General features: G+C 72.3%; 23 protein-coding genes. 9 read left to right on the top strand and 14 right to left on the bottom strand.

Features of this window, described 5'->3' with window-relative positions; all coding sequences use genetic code 11:
• Positions 1 to 144: 144 nt before the first annotated feature.
• On the top strand, positions 145 to 597 hold the full coding sequence (locus O7618_RS28960; RefSeq protein ID WP_278109308.1) for a class I SAM-dependent methyltransferase: 453 nt from the start codon (positions 145 to 147) through the stop codon (positions 595 to 597).
• Between the two features lie 291 nt (positions 598 to 888).
• Here the strand turns inward: O7618_RS28960 and O7618_RS28965 are convergent, their stop codons facing one another.
• A complete protein-coding gene (locus O7618_RS28965; RefSeq protein ID WP_278109310.1) occupies positions 889 to 2,547 on the bottom strand; it encodes a family 10 glycosylhydrolase in 1,659 nt (552 codons plus the stop codon).
• A 291-nt stretch (positions 2,548 to 2,838) separates the two neighbouring features.
• Between O7618_RS28965 and O7618_RS28970 the strand changes: the two genes are divergently transcribed.
• Positions 2,839 to 4,335, top strand: a complete 1,497-nt coding sequence (locus O7618_RS28970) for an amino acid permease (RefSeq protein ID WP_278109311.1) — start codon at positions 2,839 to 2,841, stop codon at positions 4,333 to 4,335.
• An 87-nt stretch (positions 4,336 to 4,422) separates the two neighbouring features.
• Here O7618_RS28970 and O7618_RS28975 read toward each other — a convergent pair whose 3' ends face one another.
• The 5 genes from O7618_RS28975 to O7618_RS28995 are packed head-to-tail and all read right to left on the bottom strand — an operon-like array spanning position 4,423 to position 10,115.
• Positions 4,423 to 5,430, bottom strand: coding sequence for a glycoside hydrolase family 43 protein (locus O7618_RS28975; RefSeq protein ID WP_278109312.1), 1,008 nt, complete (start codon positions 5,428 to 5,430; stop codon positions 4,423 to 4,425).
• Positions 5,427 to 6,251 (bottom strand): carbohydrate ABC transporter permease, encoded by an 825-nt coding sequence (locus O7618_RS28980; RefSeq protein ID WP_278109313.1) that lies wholly within the window; start codon positions 6,249 to 6,251, stop codon positions 5,427 to 5,429. Before O7618_RS28980 ends, O7618_RS28975 begins: the two co-directional genes overlap by 4 nt.
• Before the next feature lie 10 nt (positions 6,252 to 6,261).
• The gene (locus O7618_RS28985; RefSeq protein WP_278109314.1) at positions 6,262 to 7,224 is read right to left on the bottom strand and encodes a sugar ABC transporter permease; all 963 of its coding nucleotides are present in this window, start codon (positions 7,222 to 7,224) and stop codon (positions 6,262 to 6,264) included.
• A 6-nt stretch (positions 7,225 to 7,230) separates the two neighbouring features.
• Complete coding sequence (locus tag O7618_RS28990) at positions 7,231 to 8,565, bottom strand: ABC transporter substrate-binding protein (RefSeq protein WP_278109315.1); 1,335 nt, start codon at positions 8,563 to 8,565, stop codon at positions 7,231 to 7,233.
• 38 nt (positions 8,566 to 8,603) lie between these two features.
• Complete coding sequence (locus tag O7618_RS28995; protein ID WP_278109316.1) at positions 8,604 to 10,115, bottom strand: alpha-N-arabinofuranosidase; 1,512 nt, start codon at positions 10,113 to 10,115, stop codon at positions 8,604 to 8,606.
• A gap of 151 nt (positions 10,116 to 10,266) precedes the next feature.
• Here O7618_RS28995 and O7618_RS29000 point away from each other — a divergent pair, with 151 nt between their 5' ends.
• The gene (locus tag O7618_RS29000; RefSeq protein WP_278109317.1) at positions 10,267 to 11,274 is read left to right on the top strand and encodes a LacI family DNA-binding transcriptional regulator; all 1,008 of its coding nucleotides are present in this window, start codon (positions 10,267 to 10,269) and stop codon (positions 11,272 to 11,274) included.
• Between the two features lie 106 nt (positions 11,275 to 11,380).
• Here O7618_RS29000 and O7618_RS29005 read toward each other — a convergent pair whose 3' ends face one another.
• The 3 genes from O7618_RS29005 to O7618_RS29015 form a co-directional block, all read right to left on the bottom strand.
• The gene (locus tag O7618_RS29005) at positions 11,381 to 12,106 is read right to left on the bottom strand and encodes a methyltransferase domain-containing protein (protein WP_278109318.1); all 726 of its coding nucleotides are present in this window, start codon (positions 12,104 to 12,106) and stop codon (positions 11,381 to 11,383) included.
• Between the two features lie 256 nt (positions 12,107 to 12,362).
• Positions 12,363 to 12,671, bottom strand: a complete 309-nt coding sequence (locus tag O7618_RS29010; protein WP_278109319.1) for a hypothetical protein — start codon at positions 12,669 to 12,671, stop codon at positions 12,363 to 12,365.
• Positions 12,672 to 12,709: 38 nt separating this feature from the next.
• Positions 12,710 to 14,347, bottom strand: coding sequence for an ABC-F family ATP-binding cassette domain-containing protein (locus O7618_RS29015; RefSeq protein WP_278109320.1), 1,638 nt, complete (start codon positions 14,345 to 14,347; stop codon positions 12,710 to 12,712).
• A gap of 85 nt (positions 14,348 to 14,432) precedes the next feature.
• Between O7618_RS29015 and O7618_RS29020 the strand changes: the two genes are divergently transcribed.
• The 3 genes from O7618_RS29020 to O7618_RS29030 all read left to right on the top strand — a co-directional run bounded on the left by O7618_RS29020 (position 14,433) and on the right by O7618_RS29030 (position 15,963).
• On the top strand, positions 14,433 to 15,203 hold the full coding sequence (locus tag O7618_RS29020) for an ROK family protein (protein ID WP_278109321.1): 771 nt from the start codon (positions 14,433 to 14,435) through the stop codon (positions 15,201 to 15,203).
• Between the two features lie 86 nt (positions 15,204 to 15,289).
• Positions 15,290 to 15,652, top strand: a complete 363-nt coding sequence (locus O7618_RS29025) for a tetratricopeptide repeat protein (protein ID WP_278109322.1) — start codon at positions 15,290 to 15,292, stop codon at positions 15,650 to 15,652.
• Between the two features lie 56 nt (positions 15,653 to 15,708).
• The gene (locus O7618_RS29030) at positions 15,709 to 15,963 is read left to right on the top strand and encodes a Smr/MutS family protein (RefSeq protein ID WP_013288724.1); all 255 of its coding nucleotides are present in this window, start codon (positions 15,709 to 15,711) and stop codon (positions 15,961 to 15,963) included.
• A 295-nt stretch (positions 15,964 to 16,258) separates the two neighbouring features.
• On the opposite strand, the gene O7618_RS29035 is transcribed toward O7618_RS29030, so the two are convergent.
• Entirely contained in the window at positions 16,259 to 16,717 is a 459-nt protein-coding gene (locus O7618_RS29035) for a GNAT family N-acetyltransferase (RefSeq protein WP_347405432.1), read from the bottom strand.
• 297 nt (positions 16,718 to 17,014) lie between these two features.
• A complete protein-coding gene (locus tag O7618_RS29040) occupies positions 17,015 to 17,746 on the bottom strand; it encodes a hypothetical protein (RefSeq protein WP_278109324.1) in 732 nt (243 codons plus the stop codon).
• 138 nt (positions 17,747 to 17,884) lie between these two features.
• Here O7618_RS29040 and O7618_RS29045 point away from each other — a divergent pair, with 138 nt between their 5' ends.
• Complete coding sequence (locus tag O7618_RS29045; protein ID WP_278109325.1) at positions 17,885 to 18,028, top strand: hypothetical protein; 144 nt, start codon at positions 17,885 to 17,887, stop codon at positions 18,026 to 18,028.
• A gap of 51 nt (positions 18,029 to 18,079) precedes the next feature.
• Here the strand turns inward: O7618_RS29045 and O7618_RS29050 are convergent, their stop codons facing one another.
• The gene (locus O7618_RS29050) at positions 18,080 to 18,286 is read right to left on the bottom strand and encodes a hypothetical protein (RefSeq protein ID WP_278109326.1); all 207 of its coding nucleotides are present in this window, start codon (positions 18,284 to 18,286) and stop codon (positions 18,080 to 18,082) included.
• Between the two features lie 466 nt (positions 18,287 to 18,752).
• Here O7618_RS29050 and O7618_RS29055 point away from each other — a divergent pair, with 466 nt between their 5' ends.
• The gene (locus tag O7618_RS29055) at positions 18,753 to 19,046 is read left to right on the top strand and encodes a hypothetical protein (RefSeq protein WP_278109328.1); all 294 of its coding nucleotides are present in this window, start codon (positions 18,753 to 18,755) and stop codon (positions 19,044 to 19,046) included.
• Here the strand turns inward: O7618_RS29055 and O7618_RS29060 are convergent.
• Positions 19,009 to 19,611 (bottom strand): dihydrofolate reductase family protein, encoded by a 603-nt coding sequence (locus tag O7618_RS29060; protein ID WP_278109329.1) that lies wholly within the window; start codon positions 19,609 to 19,611, stop codon positions 19,009 to 19,011. The two genes, O7618_RS29055 and O7618_RS29060, sit on opposite strands and share 38 nt — an antisense overlap.
• Before the next feature lie 84 nt (positions 19,612 to 19,695).
• On the bottom strand, positions 19,696 to 22,074 hold the full coding sequence (locus O7618_RS29065; protein ID WP_278109330.1) for a M28 family peptidase: 2,379 nt from the start codon (positions 22,072 to 22,074) through the stop codon (positions 19,696 to 19,698).
• Between the two features lie 308 nt (positions 22,075 to 22,382).
• Between O7618_RS29065 and O7618_RS29070 the strand changes: the two genes are divergently transcribed.
• Positions 22,383 to 23,579: a fused response regulator/phosphatase gene (locus O7618_RS29070; RefSeq protein WP_278109331.1), complete on the top strand. Its 1,197-nt coding sequence runs from the start codon at positions 22,383 to 22,385 to the stop codon at positions 23,577 to 23,579.
• Positions 23,580 to 23,601: the final 22 nt, after the last annotated feature.

Raw genomic sequence — 23,601 nt, forward strand, 5'->3', positions numbered from 1 at the left:
TGCGGTAACACCGCCGCCGGGGCCCTGACCTGCGAACCGATACCGCGGGAACGGCAACCCGGCCGCAAGGTGGCAACCGCAACGATAACCGGGCGTCCGTCCCCGGGTCGGTTCGTGTCCGCACGAATCGAGACGGAGGAAGAGATGGGTACGAAGGATCTGCGCGCGCCCAAGCGCAAGGTGATGCCCGAGATGGAGGGGGCGGCCGCCCGCTGGTACGCCCGCAACCGCGGCTCGGCGGCGCAACTGGTGGAGTACCGCCGGCAGGCCGTGCGGCTGGCCGAGGGGCTGCCCGACGGGGCGGCCGTGCTGGAGGTCGCGCCCGGCCCCGGCTACCTGGCGATCGAGCTGGCCCGGCTCGGGGCGTACCGGATCACCGGGTTGGACGTCAGCCGGACGTTCGTGGCGCTGGCCGGCGAGGCCGCCCGGCGGGCGGGCGTGGTTGTCGACTTCCGCCAGGGCGACGTCCACGACCTGCCGTTCCGGCGGGCACCTTCGACCTGGTGGTCTGCCAGGCGGCGTTCAAGAACTTCGTCCGCCCGGTGCGGGCGCTGGACGAGATGCACCGGGTGCTGCGGCCGGGCGGCCGGGCGGTGATCCACGACCTGCGGGCCGACGCCTCGGCGGCGGACATCGCGCGGGAGGTGGCCGGGATGGGCCTGGGCCGGCTGGACGCCTTCTGGACCCGCTCGGCGTTGCGGATGCTGCGCCGGCGGGCGGTCACCGGCGACACCTTCGCCCGGCTCGCCGGGCGAGCGCGTTCGGCGGCGCCGAGGTGGACCGGGACGGGGGGATCGGCCTGGAGGTCCGGCTCACTCGGGCCGGCTGACCTACGCGGGAGGCGCCCGGGGCTCCCCGACGGGAGCCCCGGGCGTCAGCGGTCAGCGGTCAGCGGACGAAGCGCGGCGGGCTCGCCGGGCTCTCGTTCGCCAGGCGGTCCAGCGCGGTCACGTAGTAGGTGTAACGGCTGCCGGCGACCGCCGTGGTGTCCACCCAGGACCGGGTGGCGCCGTCGGTGGCCCGGACGGTGCCGACCAGGTGGGACGCGTCGGCGAAGTCGCAGCGCCCGGCCAGGCCGAGACCGTCGAACCGGTAGATCGCGTACGAGGTGGCGGTGCCGAGCGGGCCCTTGCCGTCGGCGGGCTGCCGCCAGCTCAGCCGCACCCCGTCCGCCTCCCGCTGGGCCTTGGTGACCACCGGGAAGAGCAGCGGCTTGTGCGGCAGGTGCGTCATGGTCGGCACCAGCGCGGGCCGCGAGTAGTGCTCGGCCGCGTAGATGTCGGTGGCGCCGAGCCGGTTCGCCCGCACCTGCACCGCCGAGAAGTGCACGTTGCCGAGCACCTCCGGGTACGACCGGTTCAACGTCAGGTGGTTCGACAGCTCCTGCGGGTTCATCCAGAACGACCCGTACGCCGGTTCGCCGCTCTTGTAGTCGGCCTGGCCGATGTAGAGCTGGACGTGGGTGCCGCGCACCTGCTCCGCCCACCACGGCACGAGCCGGGCGTAGTCGGCGGCCGGGTACTGGCCGATGTACCAGTAGAGCTGCGGCACCACGTAGTCGATCCACTCCTCCTTGATCCACTTACGGGTGTCGGCGGAGATGATGTCGTACGACTGCGAGCCGGTGGTGTCCGAGCCGTTCGGGTCGGCGGACGCGTTGCGCCAGATGCCGAACGGGCTGACCCCGAACTTCACCCACGGCTTGGCGGCCTTGATCTTGGCGTTCATCTCCTGGACCAGCAGGTTGATGTTGTCCCGCCGCCAGTCGGCCTTGTCCGTGAAGCCCCGGTTGTACTGGGCGAAGGTGGCGTCGTCGGGCACCTGGTAGGTGCCGCTCGGGTACGGGTAGAAGTAGTCGTCGAAGTGCACGCCGTCGACGTCGTACCGCTTGACCGCGTCCATCATCGCGGTCTGGACGAACTCGCGGACCTCGGGGATGCCGGGGTTGTAGTAGAGCCGGCTGCCGGCGACGCCGGCCGGCGGGTAGGCGAACACCCAGTCCGGGTGGGCCCGGGCCGGGCTGTCCGGCGCGAGTTGCGACAGGTCGGCGCCGGCGCCGCCGGGGGCCGGCATGGAGACGCGGTACGGGTTGAACCAGGCGTGGAACTCCAGGTTCCGCTTGTGCGACTCGGCGACCAGGAAGGCCAGCGGGTCCCAGCCGGGGTCCTTGCCGCGCACGCCGGTCAGGTACTCCGACCACGGCTCGTACGGCGAGGGCCAGAACGCGTCCGCGGTCGGGCGGACCTGGACCACGACGGCGTTGTGGTTGAGCTTCTGGGCGAGGTCGAGCCAGCCCAGGTATTCCGCCTTCTGCTTGGCCACCTGGTCCGGCGCGGTCCAGGAGTCCTTGCTGGGCCAGTCGATGTTCGTCACCGAGGCGATCCACATGGCCCGGAACTGCCGCTTGGGGGTGGCCGGGTTCGTGACGCAGTCGGCGGTCGGGGAGGTTGTCGTCTCGTTCGGGGCGGCCTGCGCCGGTGCGCCGGCGACCAGCGCGCCGAGCAGCGCCACGGCCAGCGCGGCAGCCCTGAGCGGAGTTGCCTTCATGCGGTGCGGTCCCTTCGTGGGGTCCGGGGACGGACGGCGGCTACGGCAACATTCGCCGCTCAGTTAAAGCCACCGGTAGAAAACTTTCATCTATCCCGACCTGGCGCAAGACCCCGGCCCGGATCGATGCGCCATCGCCCGCCGCCCGGGCCACGGCGAGGGGCGCACCTCGCGGATGGTGGCCATTCCGACACCGCCCGTACGGGATTGGGTGGGGGGAGCGGCTGGCTAGCCTGGCCGGTCACACGAGCCGCCGACCGCGGCGGTTCGCACCGTTGGGGGAGGTGATCCATGTCAGTCCCGCGCACCAAACCGATCAAGGACGTGCTCGCCCAGGGCGACGCCGACGGCGAGGACGGCAAGCCCGGGCTCAGGCGCCGGCTCGGCCCGGTCGACCTGATGGGCTTCGGCATCGGGATCGTGATCGGCACCGGGATCTTCACGCTGACCGGCGTGGAGGCGAAGAACAGTGCCGGCCCGGGCGTGGTGATCTCCTTCGGCATCGCCGGCGTGGTCGCGCTGCTCGCCGCGCTCTGCTACGCCGAGCTGGCCTCCAGCGTGCCGACCGCGGGCAGCGCCTACACCTACGCGTACGCCACCATGGGCGAGATCGTCGCCTGGATCATCGGCTGGGACCTGCTGCTGGAGTTCGCGCTCGGCGCCGCCGTGGTGGCCCGCGGCTGGTCCGGCTACCTCGCCGACCTGTTCGGCCTGCCCAGCGCCTGGTTCGCCGAGGAAGGCAGCATCGTCAACCTCGGCGCGATCGGCATCGTGCTGCTGCTCGGCGTGGTGGCCATCGTCGGCATCCGCGAGTCCGCCCGGGTCACCAACGTGCTGGTGCTGGTGAAGGTGGCGATCTGCGCCTTCGTCGTCATCGCCGGGCTGTTCTTCGTGAAGGCGGCCAACCTCACCCCGTTCATCCCGTCCAGCGAGCCGGCCGGCGCCGGCGACGACGGCATCAAGCAGCCGGTCACCCAGGCGCTGTTCGGGCTGGAGCCCTCCGTCTTCGGCTTCGTCGGGGTGCTCACCGCCGCCGCGGTGGTGTTCTTCGCGTACACCGGGTTCGAGGCCGTGGCGAACCTGGGCGAGGAGACCCGCAAGCCCAAGCGCGACCTGCCGCTGGGCCTGCTCGGCACGCTCGTCATCTCCACCGTGCTCTACATCGGCGTCTCGCTGGTCGTGGTCGGCATGGTCAGGTACACCGAGATCGACGAGGGCGCGCCGATTGCGTCCGCGTTCCGGGCGGTCGGCGCCGGCTGGTCCGCGACGCTCGTCTCCATCGCCGCCGTCGCCGGCCTCACCAGCGTGATCCTGGTCGACCTGGTGGCCATGGGGCGGATCGGCTTCGCCATCGCCCGGGACGGGCTCATCCCGCCGTCGATCGCCAAGGTGCACCCGCGCTGGGGCACGCCCTACCGGATCGCCGCGATCATGACGGTGGCGGTCGTGCTGCTGGCCGGCTTCCTGCCGCTGTCCGCGCTCGCCGATCTGGTCAGCATCGGCGCGCTCTGCGCGTTCATGCTGGTCGCGATCGCGGTGCCGATCCTGCGCAAGCGGCGTCCCGACCTGGACCGGCCGTTCAAGGTGCCGTTCTCGCCGGTGCTGCCGATCGTGACCGCGGTGGCCTGCCTCTACCTCAGCCTCAACCTGTCGGTGGAGACCTGGGTGCGGTTCCTGATCTGGATGGCGCTCGGCGGGATCATCTACTTCGGTTACGGGCACCGCAAGAACCGGCTGGCCCGCCGCGAGCACGCCGAGGACACCCCCGAGCCCGCCCCCACCCCCTGACCCCGGTGTAAGCAGGGGCCCCCTCTTAACACCCGGTGGTGAGAGGGGGCCCCTTCTCTACCGGAGGCGTTAAGAGGGGGCCCCTCCTTACCGGGTCACCTCGCGGAGTGGGCCGCGTACCGAAGGCTTGCCGTCGGTCCAGACCAGCTCGTTCAGCCACACCTGGCGGCCCGGGTCGGTGGTGCCCTCCTGGCCGGGCGGCCAGGCGTGATACAGCAGCCAAGTGCGGCCGTCCCGCTCGACGATGGAGGCGTGACCCGGCCCGGTGGCCACGTCGTTGCTCTTCAGGATCGGGTTCTCCGGCGCCTTCACGCACGGCCCGGTCGGGCCCTCGCAGACCGCGTAGCCCTCGGCGTAGGTGTCCTTGTCGTAGGCGTTGGCGGCGAAGAACAGGAACAGCTTCCCGTCGTGCCGGTGGAAGAACGGCCCCTCGATCAGGGTGCCCTCCCACGGCTCGGTCTGCCGCAGCAGCTTCGTCGCCGGGCCGGTCAACCGCAGTCCGTCCGGCGTCAGGCGCTGCGACCAGAGCCAGGTGTCCACCCCGATCGCGTTGCCGTCGTTCTTCCACAGCAGCCACCGGCTGCCGTCGGCGTCCCGGAACGGGCTGGCGTCGATCGAGCCGCCCAGCTCCGGCTGGCAGACCAGCGGCTTGTCCGAGTCGTCCGCGTACGGACCGAGCGGCGTGTCGGCCACCGCCCGGCCCAGGCACTGCCGGCCGGAGGCCCGGTCGGCCACCGTGTAGTAGAGGACGAACCGGTCCGGGGCGAGCTGGATCGCCTCCGGCGCCCAGGTCTTCCCCGCGTCCGCCCAGTCCGGCAGCTCCGGCAGCGCGTCGCCGGCCGGCGTCCACTCGACCAGGTCGGGCGAGGTCAGCACCGGCACGTTCTGGCCGCCGGCGTTGGTGTGGAACAGGTACCAGGTGTCGCCCACCCGGATCGCCTGCGGGTCGGGGGCGTCGGTGCGGATGACGGGATTGGTGAATACGGTCGTGCCCTTCGGCGTACTCGATTCGGTGGTGGGCCCGCCGCCGCAACCGGCGGCGAGCAGCGCGGCGGCCAGGGCCGCCGCGCCGCGCCGGGACCGTCGGCCGGTCATCCCTTCAGGCCGCTGCGGGAGACACCCTGGATGACGTGGCGCTGGGCGAACACGAACAGGATCAGCACCGGCACGCTCGCCAGCATCGCACCTGCCATGATCACCGGGTAGTCGGTGACGTACGCGCCCTGGAGCAGGCCCAGACCCGCCGGCAGGGTCAGCCGTTCCGGGCTGAACAGCACGTACACCGGCCAGAGGAAGTCGTTCCAGTTGGTCAGGAACGACAGCACCGCCAACGTGGCCAGGGCCGGCTTCGACAGCGGCAGCAGCACCTGGCGGAAGATCTGCCACTGGTTCGCCCCGTCCAGCACCGCCGCCTCCTCCAGCTCCGCCGGGATGGAGAGAAAGAACTGGCGCAGGAAGAACACCCCGAACGCGCTCGCCGCGCCCGGCACGATCACCACGGCCAGCGTGTCGATCCAGTTGATCCGCTCGGCGATGATGAAGTTCGGGATGATCAGCGAGGTGGGCGGCAGGAAGAGCGTGCCCACGATCAGCGCGAACAGCACCCTGCGGCCGCGGAACCGCATCCGGGCCAGGGCGTACGCGGCCATCGACGCGGTGACCAGCACCAGCAGCGTGTGCAGGCTGGCCGCCAGCATGCTGTTGACGAACCAGCGCAGCACCGGATTGGCGGTGCTGTGCAGGATCTGGTCGTAGCCGTAGGTGGAGAACGGGTCCGGCAACCAGCTCGGCGGGACCCGCTGCGCGGCGTCGTAGGTCTTCACCGACGTCAGCAGCATCCACACCAGCGGGGTCACGAAGATCGCGGTGATCAGGAGCAGTACGCCGTAGCGCAGCACCGGACGGACTTTCGACATGGTCGGTCCCTCAGTCTTCCCGGTAGCGGAACAGCCGGAAGTTGACGATGCTCACCACGGCCAGCATCAGCGCGAAGAACACGCTCATCGCGGCGGCCCGACCGGCGTCGTAGTCGCGCAGGCCCTCGTCGACGATCCGCCACACCACCGTCCGGGTCTGCTCCCCCGGCGCGCCCTGGGTGATCAGGAAAGCCTGCCCGAAGACGTTCGCCGAGGCGAGGATCGTGGTGGTGAAGACGAAGAGCATGACCGGGCGCAGGCCGGGGATCGTGACGTGGCGGAACCGGTCCCATCCGCCGGCCCCGTCGACCTTCGCCGCCTCGTACAGCTCGGCCGGGATGTCCTGGAGGCCGGCCAGGTAGATCACCGCGTTGAAGCCGCAGGTCCACCACACGGTCACCCCGACCAGGGAGACCCAGGCCCACGGCACGTCGGTGACCCACGGCGTGTCCGACGGCAGCCCGACCGCGCCGAGCAGTCGGTTGACCAGGCCCAGGTTGGCGTCCAGCAGGAACCGCCAGAGCAGGCCGATCACCGCCACGCCCAGCACGTACGGGGCGAAGAACGCGGCCCGGAAGAACGTGCGGCCGGGAAACGAGCGGTTGAGCAGCAACGCCAACCCCAGCGGGACGACCACCAGCAGCGGCACCGAGAACAGCGTGAAGATGCCGGTGGCCCGGACGCTGGACCACCAGTCGCCGTAGATGGCCGACTCGCTGGAGAAGAGGTCCCGGTAGTTGTCCAGCCCGATGAACGGCCGGTTGGGCAGTTGCAGGTCCCACTGGTGCAGGCTGATCCAGGCCCCGAACAGGATCGGCGCCAGGCCGAAGACCCCGAACAGGATCAGGTACGGCGCGAGGAAGAGGTACGGCGTCGCCCGGTTGCCGCGTTCCGTCGCGCGCCGGCGACGGGTGGGCCCCGCCGGGGGCGGCGCGCTGTCCCGCGCCGCCCCGGCCTCGATCACGTCCGCCACGACGGATCAGTTCCCGTACTTCTTGCGGTTGTCCTCGAGCTGCTTGTTCGCCTTGGCCACGCCGTCGTCCAGCGCCTGCTTCGGCGACTTCTTGTTCAGCGCGGCCTCGTTGAAGGCGTTGTAGAACGTCAGGATGACCTCGCCGAGACCCGGGGTGGCCGGCGGGAACGCCGCGTACTCCAGCTCGGGGGCGAGCGCGTTCACCTCGGTGAGCGCCTTGAACTCGGCGCTGTCCCGGACCGCCTTGCGGGCCGGCACCTGGCCGCCCTTGGCCCAGTCCAGCGAGTGCTGGCTCAGCCAGTTGATGAAGACCTTCGCGCCGGAGACCTTGTTCTCGTTGGTCGAGCGCTGCTTGACGATGGTGAAGTTGTGCGAGTTCGCCCAGGCGGCCTGCTGGCTGCCGATCTGCGGCAGCGGCGCCACGCCCCACTGCACGTTCGCGCTCTTCTTCAGGTCGTTGATCTGCCAGATGCCGTTCCAGTTGAAGGCGTTCTTGCCGCTCTTGAACGCCAGGTAGTCGGCGTCCTGGCCGACGTTGGCCGGCGAGTGGCCCTGCTTGATCAGGTCGACCAGCCAGGTGCACGCCTCGACCGCCGGGTCGGAGTTGAAGGTCGCCTTCGCCACCTCGTCGTCGAAGAGCTTCCCGCCCCACTGGTGCAGCAGGCTGTAGAACGTCATGCCGCCGGTGAACTGGAACGGGCTGACCCAGAAGCCCTGCACGCCCGACTTCTTCAGCTCGGTCAGCGCGGCGGTGTACTCGTCCTTCGTCGCCGGCGGCTTGTTCGGGTCGAGGCCGGCCTTCTGCATGACGGCCTTGTTGTAGTAGAAGCCCAGTGGGTGCATGTCCAGCGGGATGCCGTACCGCTCGTTGTGGTAGAGGCCGCCCTGCCACACGGTGGGCGCGAAGTCGCCCTCGTTGAGTTCCAGGTTCTTGGCCACGTCGTCCAGCTCGCTGATCGTGCCGCGGGCGGCGAACGTGGCGAGCTGGTCCATGTGCATGACCGCGATGTCCGGCCCGTTGCCGCTGGAGACCGCGCCGGGGAGCTTGCTGTAGTAGTCCTCCCACTGGTAGGTCACCACGCTGACCGCGATGTTCTGGTGCTCGCTGTTGAACTGCTGCACCAGCGACTTGAAGATGTCGCCGTCGCCGCCGGTGAAGCCGTTCCACAGCTTCAGGTCGACCTTCGGACCGGTGTAGTCCTTGCCACCGTTGCCCGCCGAGCCGGCGCGGTCCGGGCTGCTGCTGCCGCCACCGCAGCCGGCCAGGGTCAGCGAGGCCGCGGTGCCGAGGCCGACACCGAGGCCGAGCAGGCGCCGCCGGCTCATCTCGTTCTGGATCATGCGAACTCCTTGGGGGACGGAATTGGAGTGTTGACTGGTCACGACTGCGGGACGAAACGCAGCAGGTTCCAGGAGGTGGCGGGCAGCGCCACGGTGCAGCGGCCGCCGTCGAGGGCGGGGGTGGTGAGCTCCCGGGGCGTTACCCGCTCGGGGTCGGCCTCGGTGTTGGTGGCGGCCGGGTCGGCGCCGGCCGCGACCGTGGTGTGCCCCTCGCCGCGCAGTCCGGGCAGGCCGCGCAGGTCCAGGTCGAGCGGGAGGTCGTCCGGGCCCCGGTTGACCGCGAAGACGGCCAGGCCGCCGGTCTCCTCGTCGTGCACGGCGACGGTGTCCAGCACCGGCACGTCGCCGTACCGCTTGGTCGGGTAGGTCGGTCCGACCGGCTCGGTGCGCAGCACGCTGCCGCGCGCGTACCGGGCGGTGAGGGCGAACGGGTGGAAGATGCTCTGCCGCCAGGCGGGGCCGCCGTCGCGGGTGCGGATCGGGGCGATCACGTTGGCGAGCTGCGCCTGGCAGGCCACCCCGATCCGGTCGGCGTGCCGGAGCAGGGTGATCAGCAGGTCGCCGACCACCACCGCGTCCTCGGCGGTGTAGTCGTCCTCGATCAGCGCCGGCGCCTCGACCCAGCCGCGCCGGTCCAGGTCGGCCTGGAGACGGGACTGGTACCAGACGTTCCACTCGTCGAAGGAGATCTTCAGCTTGCGCTTCTGCCGCAGCTTGGCGCCAACGTGATCGGCGGTGGCGGTGACCTCGGTGATGAAGGCGTCCATGTCGACCGCGGAGGCCAGGATGCTGGCCCGATCGCCGTCCGAGGGGTCGTAGTAGGTGTGGGCGGAGATGTAGTCGACGTGCTCGTAGGTGTGCTCCAGCACGGTCGCTTCCCATGAGGCGAACGTGGGCATGCCCCGGTTGGAACTGCCGCAGGCGACCAGGCTGATCGACGGGTCGATCATCTTCATCGCGCGGGCGGTCTCGGCCGCCAGCCGGCCGTACTCGTCGGCGGTCTTGTGCCCCACCTGCCACGGCCCGTCCATCTCGTTGCCCAGGCACCACAGCCGTACCCCGTACGGCCGCTCGGCGCCGTGCTTGCGGCGCAGGTCGGAGAGCTGGGTGCCGCCCGGGTGGTTGGCGTACTCCAGCAGGTCGCACGCCTCGGGCATGCCGCGCGTGCCGAGGTTGACCGCCATCATCGGCTCGACGCCGGCCTCGGCGGCCCAGGTCATGAACTCGTCCAGCCCGAAGGCGTTGGTCTCGATCGTCTTCCAGGCCAGGTCGAGCCGGCGCGGCCGGTCGCCGACCGGGCCGACGCCCTCCTCCCAGCGGTAGCCGGAGACGAAGTTGCCGCCGGGGTAGCGGACCACCGAGACGCCCATCTCGCGGGTCAGGTCCAGCACGTCGCGGCGGTAGCCGCGCGGGTCCGCGTTCGGGTGCCCGGGTTCGTAGATGCCGCCGTAGACGCATCGCCCCATGTGCTCGACGAAGGAGCCGAAGATCCGCCGGTCGGCCTCGCCCACCCGGAACGCCGGGTCGACCGTGAGCTGCGCGTTCGGCACGGATGCCACCTTTCCCTCGGAGCCGCTTGTCGGTGACGACGGTCACCGTGTCCCTGGTTTCTACAACGTTGTAACCCGTGCTGTAAAGAGGTCGTTACGACGTCGTGACGCGGTAGAGTGCGCCCGGAGCGCTCGGCGGGGAGGAAGTTCAGTGCGGCACAGGCTCAAGGACGTGGCGGAGCGGGCCGGCGTGTCGGTGAAGACCGTCTCGAACGTCGTGAACGGCTACCAGCACGTGCGCGCCGACACCCGGGCCCGGGTCGAGGAGGCCATCGCCGAGCTGCACTACCGGCCCAACCTGTCGGCCCGCAACCTGCGCAAGGGGCGCACCGGCGTGATCGCGCTGGCCGTCCCCGAACTCGACATCCCCTACTTCGCCGAGCTGGCCCGCCACGTCGTCGCCGCCGCCGCCGAGCACGGCTGGACGGTGCTGATCGACCAGACCAGCGGCGGCCCGGAGCAGGAACGCAAGGCCGCCAGCGGCATCGGCGACCACATGATCGACGGTCTGATCCTCAGCCCGCTCGCGCTCACCGCCGAGGACCTCGCCGGCCTCGACGGCCTGCCCATGGTGCTGCTCGGCGAACGGGTCGACCACGGCCCGGCCGACCACGTCATGATCGACAACGTGGCCGCCGCCCGGGAGATCACCGCCCACCTGGTCGGGCTCGGCCGCCGTCGGATCGCCGCCATCGGCTCCCAGCGCACCCCCGAGGGCGCCAGCGCCCGGCTCCGCCTGGCGGGCTACGCCGCCGCGCTGGCCGAGGCGGGCATCGGATACGACGACAGCCTGGTGGCGCCCGCGCCGGCCTGGCATCGCGCGGACGGCGCGGCCGCCATGCGGCACCTGCTCACCTCCGGGGTACGCCCCGACGCCGTCTTCTGCTTCAACGACACGCTCGCCCTGGGCGCGCTGCGCGCCCTGCACGAGGCCGGCCTGCGCGTGCCGGAGGACGTCGCGGTCGCCGGCTTCGACGACATCGAGGACGGTCGCTTCTCGATCCCCACGCTCAGCACCGTCGCTCCCGACAAGGAGCGCATCGCCCGCCTGGCGGTCGAACTGCTGGCGGGCCGCCTCACCACCGACCGAGACGCCCCGCCCCGCGAACTGGTCGCCCCGCACCGCCTCTCCCTCCGCGAATCCGCCCCCCGCCCCTGACCTCCACCCCCTCCCTCCGCGATGTTGCAGTTGGTGCCCCGGCATTCGGGGCGAATGCCCCGTCCGAGGGGCACCAACTGCAAGATCAGCGAGGTGGGCGGCGGGGTCAGTCGAAGAAGCGGGCCAGGTGGGACGGGGATGGCGGGGGAGCATCGGCGGGGAGCGGGGTGAGGTCGGCGAAGACGGAGGCGCCGTCGCAGGCCACGTGCAGCGGGTGCCAGCGCGGGGCGCCCGGTGGGCGTTGACCGCAGATGCCCTTGAAGGTCTGCACGTCGAGCAGGCGGACGTGGGTGGGGTCGGCCACCGCGTTGACGTGCCGCCACCACGGGCTCATCACGTGCAGCACCCCGCCGGGCCGCAGCACCCGGTGGCACTCGTCGAACAGCGGCAGGAAGTCGATCAGATGCTCGACGATGTGTACGGCGAAGAAAACGTCCACCGAGCCGTCCCGCAGCGGCAGCGAGCCGGAGAGGTTGGCGACCGCGTCCACCCCCGGCGCCGGATAGATGTCCAGCCCCAGGTTGCCCGGCCACTGCTTGGTCGCCCCGCAGCCCAGGTCCACCACCACCGGTGGCCGGCCGGCCACGCCGACCCGGCACCACACCCCGAGCACCCCGTCCAACCGGCCGATCAGCTCCCGCACCAGCCGCAGCTCGGCCGGTTCGGCGACCTCCCCGGTCAGGTGGGCCACGCCCCGGTCGAAGCGCACCTCCACGGTGGTGCCGCGCAGTCGTTCGTCGTGCCGCGCCAGATCGGCCCACGCCTCGGCGAGGAAACCGTCGGCCTGCCGGAGCCGTTCACCCGAGAGCGCGGCCTGCCCCATCGCCACCATGCGCCACCTCCGGCCGCGCGTTACCCCCATTCCGCCCCGATACACGCCCGGCCACCCTGCCCCGCGCCTTCGCGTTTGCGCCCGCCTTCGCGTCGCGCCCGCCTGGACCGGTGGCCCCCGGGCGTGTCGCCGCCCCCAAGAGGCACCACTTCAGAGCGTTATACCTCAGAGGCATAAAGTCGGGCGCGTCGATGCCCGACGCGAACTCCTTGGTCAACTCCGAGGGGGGCGTCGGGCGGGTGGGGAGGGGTGGGGGTCAGGTGGAGAGGGTTCGGCGGGAGGGGCGCATGCGCTGGCGAGGCTGCGGAGCGGCCGGCTTCGGGCGTTTGAGGTGGTAGCGGTGCAGCTCGTTGCTGCCGGGCAGCGACGGGTCCTCGCTCATCGCGACCAGCTCCCAGCCCTGGTCGCCGGCCCGGTTCAGGTGGGCCAGGGCGGTGTCGCCGTAGGGCGTCACGTCGACCATGGAGCCGTCCGGGCCGTACCAGATGAAGACGATCTCCCAGCCGGCGTCGGTGGTCGCGGCCTGGCGGCGGCGGACCAGCAGCGCGTACTCCCACTTGGGCATGGGCTCATTGTGGCCCCGCGCGGGCCGGTCGGCACGGATCAGTCCTCGGCGATCCGTCCGTCCGTCACCCGCAGCCGCCGGTTCACACTCACCGCGTCGAGCATCCTCCGGTCGTGGGTCACCAGCAGCAGCGTGCCGGGATAGCTGGCCAACGCCGACTCCAACTGCTCGATCGCGGCCAGGTCGAGATGGTTGGTCGGTTCGTCGAGCACCAGCAGGTTGACGCCACGGCCCTGGAGCAGCGCCAGCGCGGCCCGGGTCCGCTCGCCGGGGGAGAGCGTCGCCGCCGGGCGCAGCACGTGGTCGGCGCGCAGGCCGAACTTGGCCAGCAGCGTCCGCACGTCCGCCGGGGCGAGATCGGGTACGGCGGCGGCGAACGCGTCGAGCAGGGGCTGGTCGCCGAGGAACAGCCCGCGGGCCTGGTCGACCTCGCCCACCACCACGCCCGGGCCGAGCGCGGCGTGCCCCTCGTCCAGCGGCAGCCGGCCCAGCAGCGCGGCCAGCAGGGTGCTCTTGCCGGAGCCGTTCGCCCCGGTGATCGCCACCCGGTCCGCCCAGTCGACCTGAAGGTCCACCGGGCCGAGCGTGAAGCCGCCCCGGCGTACCACCGCACCTCGCAGCGAGGCCACGACGGCGCCGGCGCGGGGCGCGGCGGCGATCTCCATCCGCAGCTCCCACTCCTTGCGCGGCTCCTCGACCACCTCCAGCCGCTCGATCAGCCGGGCGGTCTGCTTGGCCTTCGCCGCCTGCTTCTCGGTCGCCTCGGCCCGGAACTTCCGACCGACCTTGTCGTTGTCGGTGGCCTTGCGCCGGGCGTTCTTCACGCCCTTCTCCATCCAGGCCCGCTGGGTCCGGGCGCGCGCCTCCAGGTCGGCCTTCGTGTCGGCGTACTCCTCGAACTCCTCGCGGGCGTGCCGGCGCGCCACGGCGCGCTCCTCCAGGTAGGCCGCGTAGCCGCCGCCGTAGTGGTTGACCTGCCGCTGGTGCAGGTCGAGTTCGACGATCCGGTTGACCGTGCGGGTGAGGAACTCCCGGTCGTGGCTGACCAGCACGCTGCCGGCGCGCAGCCCGGTGACGAAGCGTTCCAGCCGGTCCAGCCCGGCCAGGTCGAGGTCGTTCGTGGGCTCGTCGAGCAGGAAGATGTCATAGCGGCTGAGCAGCAGCGACGCCAGCCCGGCGCGGGCCGCCTGCCCGCCGGAGAGCCCGACCGTCGGATGGTCCAGGCCCACGTCGAGGCCCAGCTCCGCGGCGACCTGCTCGGCCCGCTCGTCCAGGTCGGCGCCGCCCAGGTCCAACCACCGTTCCAGGGCCATCGCGTACGCGTCGTCGGCGCCGGCCGCCCCGGCCGTGAGCGCCTCGGTGGCGGCGTCCAGCGCGGCCTGCGCGGCGGTCACCCCGGTGCGCCGGGACAGGAAGTCGCGGACCGTCTCGCCCGGCCGGCGTTCCGGCTCCTGCGGCAGGTAGCCGACCGTGGCGCCGGGCGGGTTCAACGCCACCGAGCCCCGCTCCCGGGGCTGGAGGCCGGCGAGCGTGCGCAGCAGCGTGGACTTGCCGGCGCCGTTCACCCCGACCAGGCCGACCACGTCACCGGGCGCGACGACCAGGCTGAGGTCTTCGAAGAGGAGGCGGTCACCGTGGCCGGCGGTGAGATCCTTGGCGATCAACGTGGCGCTCATCAGGTCACCGAGCCTACCGGCGCGCACCTACGGATTACCGCGACCCGCGCTCGGGGCGACGCCGGTCTGAGGGAGACTCACAGCCGTGGCGACCACACTGGCGATCGACTGCGGGGGCGGCGGGATCAAGGCCTCCGTGCTGGACGCCGCCGGCACCATGCGGGCCCGCCCGCTGCGCGTGCCCACCCCGTACCCCCTGCCCCCGAGCTTGTTCGTGGAGACGCTGCGGGATCTCGGCGCCCGGCTGCCCGCCGCGGACCGGCTCACCGTCGGCATGCCCGGCATGATCCGGCACGGCGTGGTGGTGGCCACCCCGCACTACGTCACCCGCGCCGGGCCGCGCAGCCGGGTGGAGCCGGACCTGGTCGCGGAGTGGTCCGGGTACGACGCGCGCGGCGCGCTGGCCGAGGCGTTCGGCATGCCCGCGCTGGTGCTCAACGACGCCGAGGTGCACGGCGCCGGCGTGGTCGCCGGGACCGGTTGCGAGCTGGTGCTGACGCTCGGCACCGGGCTGGGCAGCGCGCTCTTCGACGGCGGGACGATCGCCCCGCACCTGGAGCTGTCGCACGCGCCGGTGCGGTGGAACACCACCTACGACACCTACGTCGGGGAGCCGGAACGGCGGCGCCTCGGCGACGCGTTCTGGTCCCGGCGGATCCGGCAGGTGGTGGACGGCCTGCGGCCGGTGTTCCGCTGGGACCGGCTCTACCTGGGTGGCGGCAACTCGCGGCTGATCCGGCCGGAACAGGTGGCCAGAATGGGGGACGATGTCGTGGTCGTCCCCAACACGGCGGGAATCGTGGGTGGTGTCCGGGCCTGGGAGCTGGTGGGCGACAGATACGACCCCACGCCCTGATCTTCACCCGGCGGAACACTCGCGGTTCCTCCGGTGTTGTGCCAGCGTCGGACAAAGGGCTGACGCGACACGAGGAGGTGGGTCGAGTGGACCTTCTGGCGGAGTACCGGCGGGCGACCATGTTCTTCGACTCGGGGGACCCGACCGGGGCGGCCCGGCTGCTCGAGCCGATCATCGAGGCGGAGCCCGACAACTCCTCGGTGCGGCAGTTGCTGGCCCGTGCCTACTTCCAGTCGGCCCAGCTCAACCGGGCCGAGGAGCACCTGCGTGAGCTGGTCGACCGGGACCCGAGCGACCACTACGCGCACCACGTGCTCGGCCGCACGCTGGAGCGGATGAACCGGCCGACCGACGCGCTGCGCCACCTGCGCATCGCGGCGGCCATGTACTCGACGAACACCGACTACACCACGGCCCTGCGCCGGGTGGAGGGCAAGGTCGGTCGTTGAGCCCCGTCGAAGGGCAGCCCGGGTGGGCTGCCCTTCGGCGTACCTAGGATGGGATCGTGAAGCTGAAGCTCGACCTCCACGACATCTACAACAAGGGCCACGACATCGACCGCGCGCTGCGCGGGATCATGGACGAGGCGGTGGCGAAGAAGGCCACGCTCGTGGAGATCATCCCGGGCAAGGGCTCCGGCGCGCTGAAGAAGAAGGTGCTGCGCTTCCTCGACCAGAAGGACGTCAAGCAGCTCTACCACCGGGTCGAGAAGGACTCGAAGAACTTCGGCCGGCTGTTCGTGCACTTCCGCTGGAAGTAGCGGTCCCGCATCGGGCTAGACGCAGACCCAGCAGTACAACCGCTCGCCGGCGGTTGCCCGCCGGGCCAGACCGGCCAGCTCGATCAGGATCTCGGCCAGGAGTGACGGTTCGCCCCGACCCCAGAACTCCTCGGTCTCCGTTCGACGACCTCGAAACCGGGCTCGGACGCGGCGCGCGGACCACCCGGAACGTCGGCGGTCGTGGCGGCCGCCTCGTCGGTGGGGGCCGAGAAGTAGTCACAGAGGATGCCCACGGCGCGGATCATGCCAGCCGGGGCCGACACCGGGGACAGGTCTACAGCCCCCGGACGGCGACCGTCTGGCCGCCGCTCCGCTCACCCGTCGGCCGGAAGCCCAGCTTCAGGTAGAACCCCTCCGGGCCGCCCGGCCGGGGCTCCCAGGTGACGTACGCCCGGTCGCCGCCCCGGGCCCGGATCTCCGCGCACACCGCCTCGACGGCGAACCGGCCGTAGCCGTGGCCCTGCGCGTCGGCGGCGATGTTCAGCCGCCAGAGGCCGGCCCGCACGTCGTCCGGGTCGTCGCCCCACGGGATGCCGAAGAACGCCATGAGGAAGCCGACCAGCCGGTCCCCGTCGTAGATCAGTCGCGGCCAGGCGTGCTCCGGGAAGACGTACGCCTCGGCGAGCGACTTGACCACCGGCTCCACCAGGTCGTCCTGATCGGGGCGTACCGACAGGCCGAGTGCCGCCTCGTAGTTGTCCGGGGTGACCTTCTCCAGCCGCGTGCGGCGCAGCCTAGCGAGCGGTCAGGGGCCGGGCGAACGGGTATCTCCGAACCCCGATCCGGGTCAGGAGGGCGGGACCCAGTGGTAGCCGTAGCGGTGCTGGAGGTCCGGCAGCCGCCAGTCCGCGGCGGTGACGAGTCGGCCCGCCGAGCCGGGACACCGCCGTCCCGGTCGGGATGGGGGCGCGGGCGAACAGGCCCGCACCCGAGATCCCGGACGGGCGGACCTCGACGTCGGGGTGGAGCCAGCATTCGGCTTCGGGCGTGTGCCACACCCGTCCACCATGACCTCGCCGGGCCGCTCGGTTCAACCGGTCGCGCCGCGCAGGTCGGTGAGTAGGCGGCGGTACTCGTCCGCCGTGCCGATGGCGGCCCGGTGCTGCGGGTGGGTGACGTAGTGGCTGACCACGGCGGCGAGGAACCGGGGGTCGACGCTGTTCACGGGCACGGTGGCGCGCCCGACCAGGCCACGCCGCCGCGCCAGTGCGGGCGTCGCGATCGTCAGGCGGAGACGCGACGCCCGCTCGACGTCGCTGGGCACCGCGACGCCCGGCCCGGCCTCCCACGGCACCCTGCGCGACCCGAGGAGCCCGATCGTGCGCACGCCGGTCGGGCTCAGCAGCACGTCGTGTCCGCGCCACGCCGCCGCGACCAGCAGCGCGATCACCCCGAGCCAGAGCGCGCCGACGACGGCGTCGAACGTGGTCCCGATGCCCGCCTCGGTGGAACGTAGGTATGCGCCGACGGTCGCGGAGGCCGACCCGAGGAGACCCAGGGTGAGAAGGGGCAGCCGCGCCGGGACCGGCGGGGCGAAGGCCGGGTGCTGAGGCAGCACCACCAGGGTGGCGGGCCGGCTGCCCAGGCTGATGATCGCCAGGGTGAGGGCGGCCAGGGTGAGGAGGAGAAGCGGGAGGAACAACGCCCGTGCCACGTCCGGCGCGTACCCCATCGCGGCGGCGTTCCCGGCCGCCACCAGCACACCCGCCAGCAGGACGGGACGTCGATGCCGAACCACGGCGGCCGAGATCGCGTCTATCACGCAGGCGACCGTAGCGAGCGGGGTCCACCCTGCTGACCGAGTGAAGTTGGGTCGCGACCTCGCTGACGCACCACATCAGCTGGTGAGCGGATGGGAGCCGGCGCCCACGGGAGCCTCGCCAAGGGTGATCATGCATGGGTGGCTGAATTGATCGTGGAGGTCCACGTCCCGTTGGTGCCGGCGACCGGCCTTGCCGCCGACGCCTATCCCTTCCCCTGGATCGACGACGTCGAGGCGGACGAGGTCGGGCAAGGGCGCCGGGTGGAACTCGGCGCGTACTGACCGCGCGGCGCGGCGTGCAGGCCCTGCCCGGCAACTCGGGACCTGGGGACCTCAGTCCTCGTCGGTGGGCCGGGGCTGGCGGTGCTCCTTGATCCACGCTTCGACGTCTTCGGCCAGCCACACTTTCATCCCACGAAGCTCCTGGTACGGCTTCGGGAAGGTGGGGTAGCGGGCAAGCTGCTGGAACCGCTGCCGCGAGACGCCGAGGCGCTGCGCGATCTCGTACGGCCCCATCAGGCGGCCTGGCCCACGGTCCACGCTTCCGAACGTAGGTAGATCGGGCCTATCCTTTTGGCTATAGCTAGTTGACTAGACCATTGGGTGGGCGGGATCGTGGACGCATGACGCGATCCGTCTCGTACGGGGAGTATCTGGCCGCCGTGGCCCTGACTCTCGCTCGTAGGCACCGACCGGTCTGGTCATGGCCGAAGTGGCGCTACGTATGCCGCTGCGGGGGCGATCTACCGTGCCGATTCAGGCACCGGGTTCCGATCAGTCGGGGTCACTGGCCGAGGGAGGGGGAGTGAGCACCCACGGTCCGGTCGTTCCCCTGTGGGTGTGCGCGGCATGTGAACGCCCCTGGCCCTGCCCGCCGCTGGGAACTGCTCGGAGAGTACGCGGACTCACCGGGCGACCTGGCTCTCTACATGGCGGCGCACCTCACCGCCGCATCCGACGACCTGAGCTGGGCTACGCCGGGCACCCTGTGTCGCCGGTTCCTCGGATGGCTGAGGTGAAGGCCGGCGACATACTGCTCATCGGGCGCGCCGCCAGCGTGCAGTTCGGAACCCCGATCCGGTTCCGGCTCATCCGCCAACTCGACTGGACCACGTACGACGGCTGGGTGTGGCTCGACGGCTACCAGGTCGACGAGCGCGGCGACGCCGTGGTGCGACGCTCGATCTTCGTCAAACGGGCGGGCCTTCGAGCCGCCCCGGTCCCTGTGGCGATCAAGGGGCCGGGGCGTCAGCGGAGGGGGATCAGACAGGACGCGGCACCCGGTAGGCCAGGTGGGTGACGCCGACCCCCTCGACCACCCGGAACGGCCCTTCCAACCGCACCGGCGCGATGCCCAGCCCGGAGAAGAACGGGATCCCGTCGCCGAGCAGCACCGGCACCAGATCCACGTGCACCTCGTCCAGCAGCCCGGCCTCCAGCACCTGCCGGGCGATCGTCCCGCCGTTCACCCCGACCTCCTTGCCGCCGGCCAGGGCGTGGGCGCGCTCGACGGCCCGCTCGATGCCGTCGGTGACGAACACGAACGACTCGCCCTCGGCGTCCCAGCCGTCCGGCACCCGGTGGGTCACCACGACCACCGGCTTGTCCATCGGGTGCCGGCCGCCCCAGCCGTTGGTGATGTCGAACAGCGTGCGGCCGACCACAAGCGCTCCGGTGCGCTCGACCAGCGCGCGGATGTGCGCGGCGCTGGCCGCCGACGTCCGGAACGTCATGTCGGCATGAGCCGTCGGCACCTCCACGTCGCCGTAGCCGTACCACTGGAAGAGGTGCTCGAACCCGCCGTGCTTCGGGTCCGCGACGTAGCCGTCCAGGGACATGGTCGCGCCGGTGGTCACCTTGCTCATCGTCTGCTCCTCGGGTCGCGTCAACCAGCTTTCACCCGGGGGTAGAAACGGTCCGACCGTCCCTCGACATCCGGCGCAGAAAAACTAGAGCGTGTACGTCTGCGCCACCGCCAGCATCTCCGAGCTGTGCGAGCCGACCACGCCCACCGTCGCCGGCCGCTGCCGGAAACCGGGCAGCGCGGACAACCCGTCGCTGGCGTCCATCACCCGCAGGCGCACCGAGTCGGCGGACGGCACCAGCGTCAGCGTCACCTCGACGCCCTCCGGCGGCGGGGCGTGGAACACGATGCCGAAGCCCCACCGGCCCGCGCGCGCCTTCACCGGCACGTCCCGCCCGGCCACCGAGGCGGCCCGCACGGTGGCGGTGCCGGTGTCGACGTGCAACGTCAGCAGCCGAACCTGCCGCTGCGGCGTCACCCGCAGCCGCAGCACCCGCTGGTCACCGTTGCGGTCGTCGGCGAGCGTCTCCACCTTCGGCGCGGGCAGGGCCGCCGCCTCGGCCGGGCCGGCGCGCAGCTCGCCGTCGCCGATGCCGGGGAAGTCGTCGGCCACCGAGATGGTCCGGTCGACGTAGCGGTCGGTCCAGGGCTGCGGCTTCTCCTCGTGGCTGAGCCAGGCCGCCTTCTTCGTGCCGGCGTCCAGCGCGTACATCAGATGGGTGGGCACGGGGTGGCCGGCGTCGAAGCGGTCGACGGCCAGGCCGACCCCGGCGAACACCGCCGCCGCGACGAACGCCGCGCCGGTCGGCAGCGCGCCGAGGCGGCGGGCGCGCAGCGCCAGCAGGCCGCGCTGGCCGCCGGCGCGCGGGTGCAGCAGATCCACCACCGGCAGCAGGGCCAACCCGAGCAGCACCGCGACCAGCGCGGCCACCGCGCCCATGCCCATGCCGAGCGCCGGGAAGAGCAGCACCACCGGGGGCAGCAGGACCACCACGGCCACCGCGCCGGCGAGCGTCACCGCGACCACCGGCCACGGCCCGTCCAGCCGGGTGGCCAGCGCCGCGAGGCCGGCGGCGGCGCCGGCCAGCGCCGGCAGGGTGGTGAGGTACGCGCCGCCGGGTACCAGCACCGCGAGCAGCACGCCGAACAGGGCCAGCCAGAGCAGACCGCCGAACGCCAGCGCGGCCGGGCCGACCCGGCGGCGGGACAGGGCGTACCAGCCGAGCAGCACCGTGGCGGCGAGCGCCACCACGGCGAGGCGGTACCAGACCGGACGGTACGGGTCGAGCAGCTCGGCGTACCCGGGACGGATCGTGGTGATCGCGGCCCAGAGCAGCCACGCGCCCAGCGGGGCCACGACGACCGGGGCCAGGGCCAGGCCAGCGCCGGCGGCGAGCGTGCCGACGGACGCCCGGCCACGGCGGCGCAGCAGCCAGCCCAGCGCGCCGACGGCGAGCAGCGCGGCGACCGCGAGCGGCAGGGTCAGCCAACCGGGGTAGCGGACCAGCCCGCCGAGCACCGGGAAATAGGTGTCGTCGTGGCCGGAGCGCAGGTCGCCGAGGTCGGTGCGGCCGAACTCGCGGGCCAGGCCGAGCGCGTTGTCGCCGTGCATCTGGAGGCTGCCCCGGTCCATCCGGGCCGGCACGTCCAGCGGGGTGTGGTAGATCGCCCCGCCGTCGATGTAGGCCGAGTTCAGGCCGACGAACTTCTGGTCGAGAAACGCGGTGAAGTCGGTGTCGTTGGGCAGCGCCCGGTAGATCTCCACCGCGAACGAGGTGCCCACCGGGTGCGGCGCGGCCCGGCCGAACACGTCCACCAGCTTCGCGTTGTTCCGCGACGTCTCGAACATGATCACCGGGCCGGTCGAGCCGCGCGCCTCCAGGTTGAGCACCACCCCGCCGTCGGCGGCCAACGGGTGGTCGGCGGCGAAGCCGGCCGCGCCGCAGAGGCACGCCTCCTCCGCGTCGGTGAGCACGAACACCACGTCGTTGCGGGGACGCGGGCCGGTGGTCAGCGCCCGGGCCACCTCCAGGATGGTGGCGGTGCCGGCGGCGTCGTCGTTGCCGCCCGGCCCGGTCTGCACCGAGTCGTAGTGCGCGACCAGGAAGACCTTACCGGTCGGGTCGGTGCCGGGGAGTCGGGCCACCACGTTGCGCACCCGGGCCAGCGTCGCCCCGCCGGCCGCGCCGCTGAGCTGACCGGCCTCGGGCGCCACCGCGTCCTGCACCTCGGTCTGCAGGCCCAGCCCGCGCAGCGCGCCGACCAGGTGCTCGCGGACCTGGTCGTTGGCCGCGCTGCCGGCCACGTGCGGCCGGGCCGCGATCACCTCGACGTTCCGGTACGCCCGGGCGGCGCTGAACTCGCCGGCCGGCGCGTCCGCCGGGCGTGGCGTCGGGGTGGCCAGGCCGACCAGGACGCCCGCCCCGACGGCGAGCAGCGCCACCAGCGCGGCGACGGCGGCGAGCAACCGGCGGCGGGGCTTGGCGAACGCCCGGTCGGCGGGGCGGGTGGGGGGTGCGCCCACGGGAACTCCTCGGGGTGGATCTACGGGGGTGGGCATCATCCTGCACCCCGCCCGGGCGCGGCGGCACTCCCCGGTCGGTGCGTTGCCGGGCCGGCAGCGCTCCCGCGTAACATCGTGGGTCGGCCGCGTCGCTGTCCGGGTGGACGGGTCACCCACCCGCCGCCACGGCGGGGCTCGTGTCGTGTGCGACCGTTGTTCCCGCCAGGATCTGCAAGGGCACTCGGAAGGAGCCCGCCATCACCAGCGAACTCCCGCGTCTCGCGGCGGTGGCCCGGCCGCACCGGGGGACCACCGCGCCGGGCGCTCCCGTGGTGCCGCGTGCCGGCGCCGGGCTGCACGGCGGCCTCCCGCCGGGCGAACGGCTGCGGGTGCTGCTGGTCGAGGACGACGAGGGCGACGCCTTCCTGGTCGGTGAGCTGCTCGCCGAGACCAACTCGATGATCGACCTGCTGGTCGCCACCAGTCTCAGCGAGGCCCGGCAGCGGGTGATGGGCGTCGACTGCGTCCTGCTCGATCTCGGCCTGCCCGACGCGCAGGGCCTCGACGGGCTGCGCCGGGTGCTGGAGATGGCCAGCGGCGCCGCGGTCTGCGTGCTGACCGGGCGCTCCGACGAGCACCTCGGCATCGTGGCGGTCGCCGAGGGCGCGCAGGACTACCTGGTCAAGGGGCAGGTCGACGGCGTCCTGCTGACCCGGGCGCTGCGCTACGCGGTGGAACGCAAGCGGGCCGACGAGAACGCCCGCCGGCTGCGCGAGGTGGAGCTGCGCCAGGCCGAGTCGGCCCGCCTGGAACGTGGCCTGTTGCCGCAGCCGCTGATGACCACCGACGAGGTGTCGGTGCACACCTTCTACCGGCCCGGCCGGCACGCCGCGCTGATCGGCGGCGACTTCTACGACGTGGTGCAGACCCGCCCGGACCGGATCGACCTGATCGTCGGCGACGTCTGCGGCCACGGCGTGGACGAGGCCGCGCTCGGGGTCGAGCTGCGGGTCGCCTGGCGGGCGCTGGTGCTGGCCGGCGTGCCCGACGACGAGGTGCTCCCCGCGCTGGAGCAGGTGCTGATGAGCGAGCGCCGGCTCCAGGAGATCTTCGCGACGGTGGCCACCGTGCGGCTCGACCTGGCGTCCGCCCGGGCCACCGTGCGACTCGCCGGTCACCCGCCGCCGCTGCTGCTCAGCGGCGGTAGGGTCGCCCCGGTGCCGGCCAAGGGCGGGCTGCTGCTCGGCGTCCGGCCCCGCCGCCCCGTCGCCTTCGACCTGGAGTTCGACGCCGACGACTGGTCCCTGCTGATGTACACCGACGGCCTCATCGAGGGCCGGGTCGACGGCGGCGACGAACGGCTCGACGTGCCCGGGCTGACCGGCCTGCTCGCCGAGCCGGCCAACCACGCGGTGCCGCTCTCCGAGCTGCCCGCCTGGCTGGTCGGGCGCGCCGAGCAGATCAACGGCGGCCCGCTCGCCGACGACGTGGCGATGTTGCTGGTGACCCGGGGCAGCGGTCGGTGAGGGTTCGAATGGAAGAGGGGCG

Origin of the sequence: Micromonospora sp. WMMD980 (genome assembly GCF_029626035.1) — a bacterium.
GTDB lineage: Bacteria > Actinomycetota > Actinomycetes > Mycobacteriales > Micromonosporaceae > Micromonospora.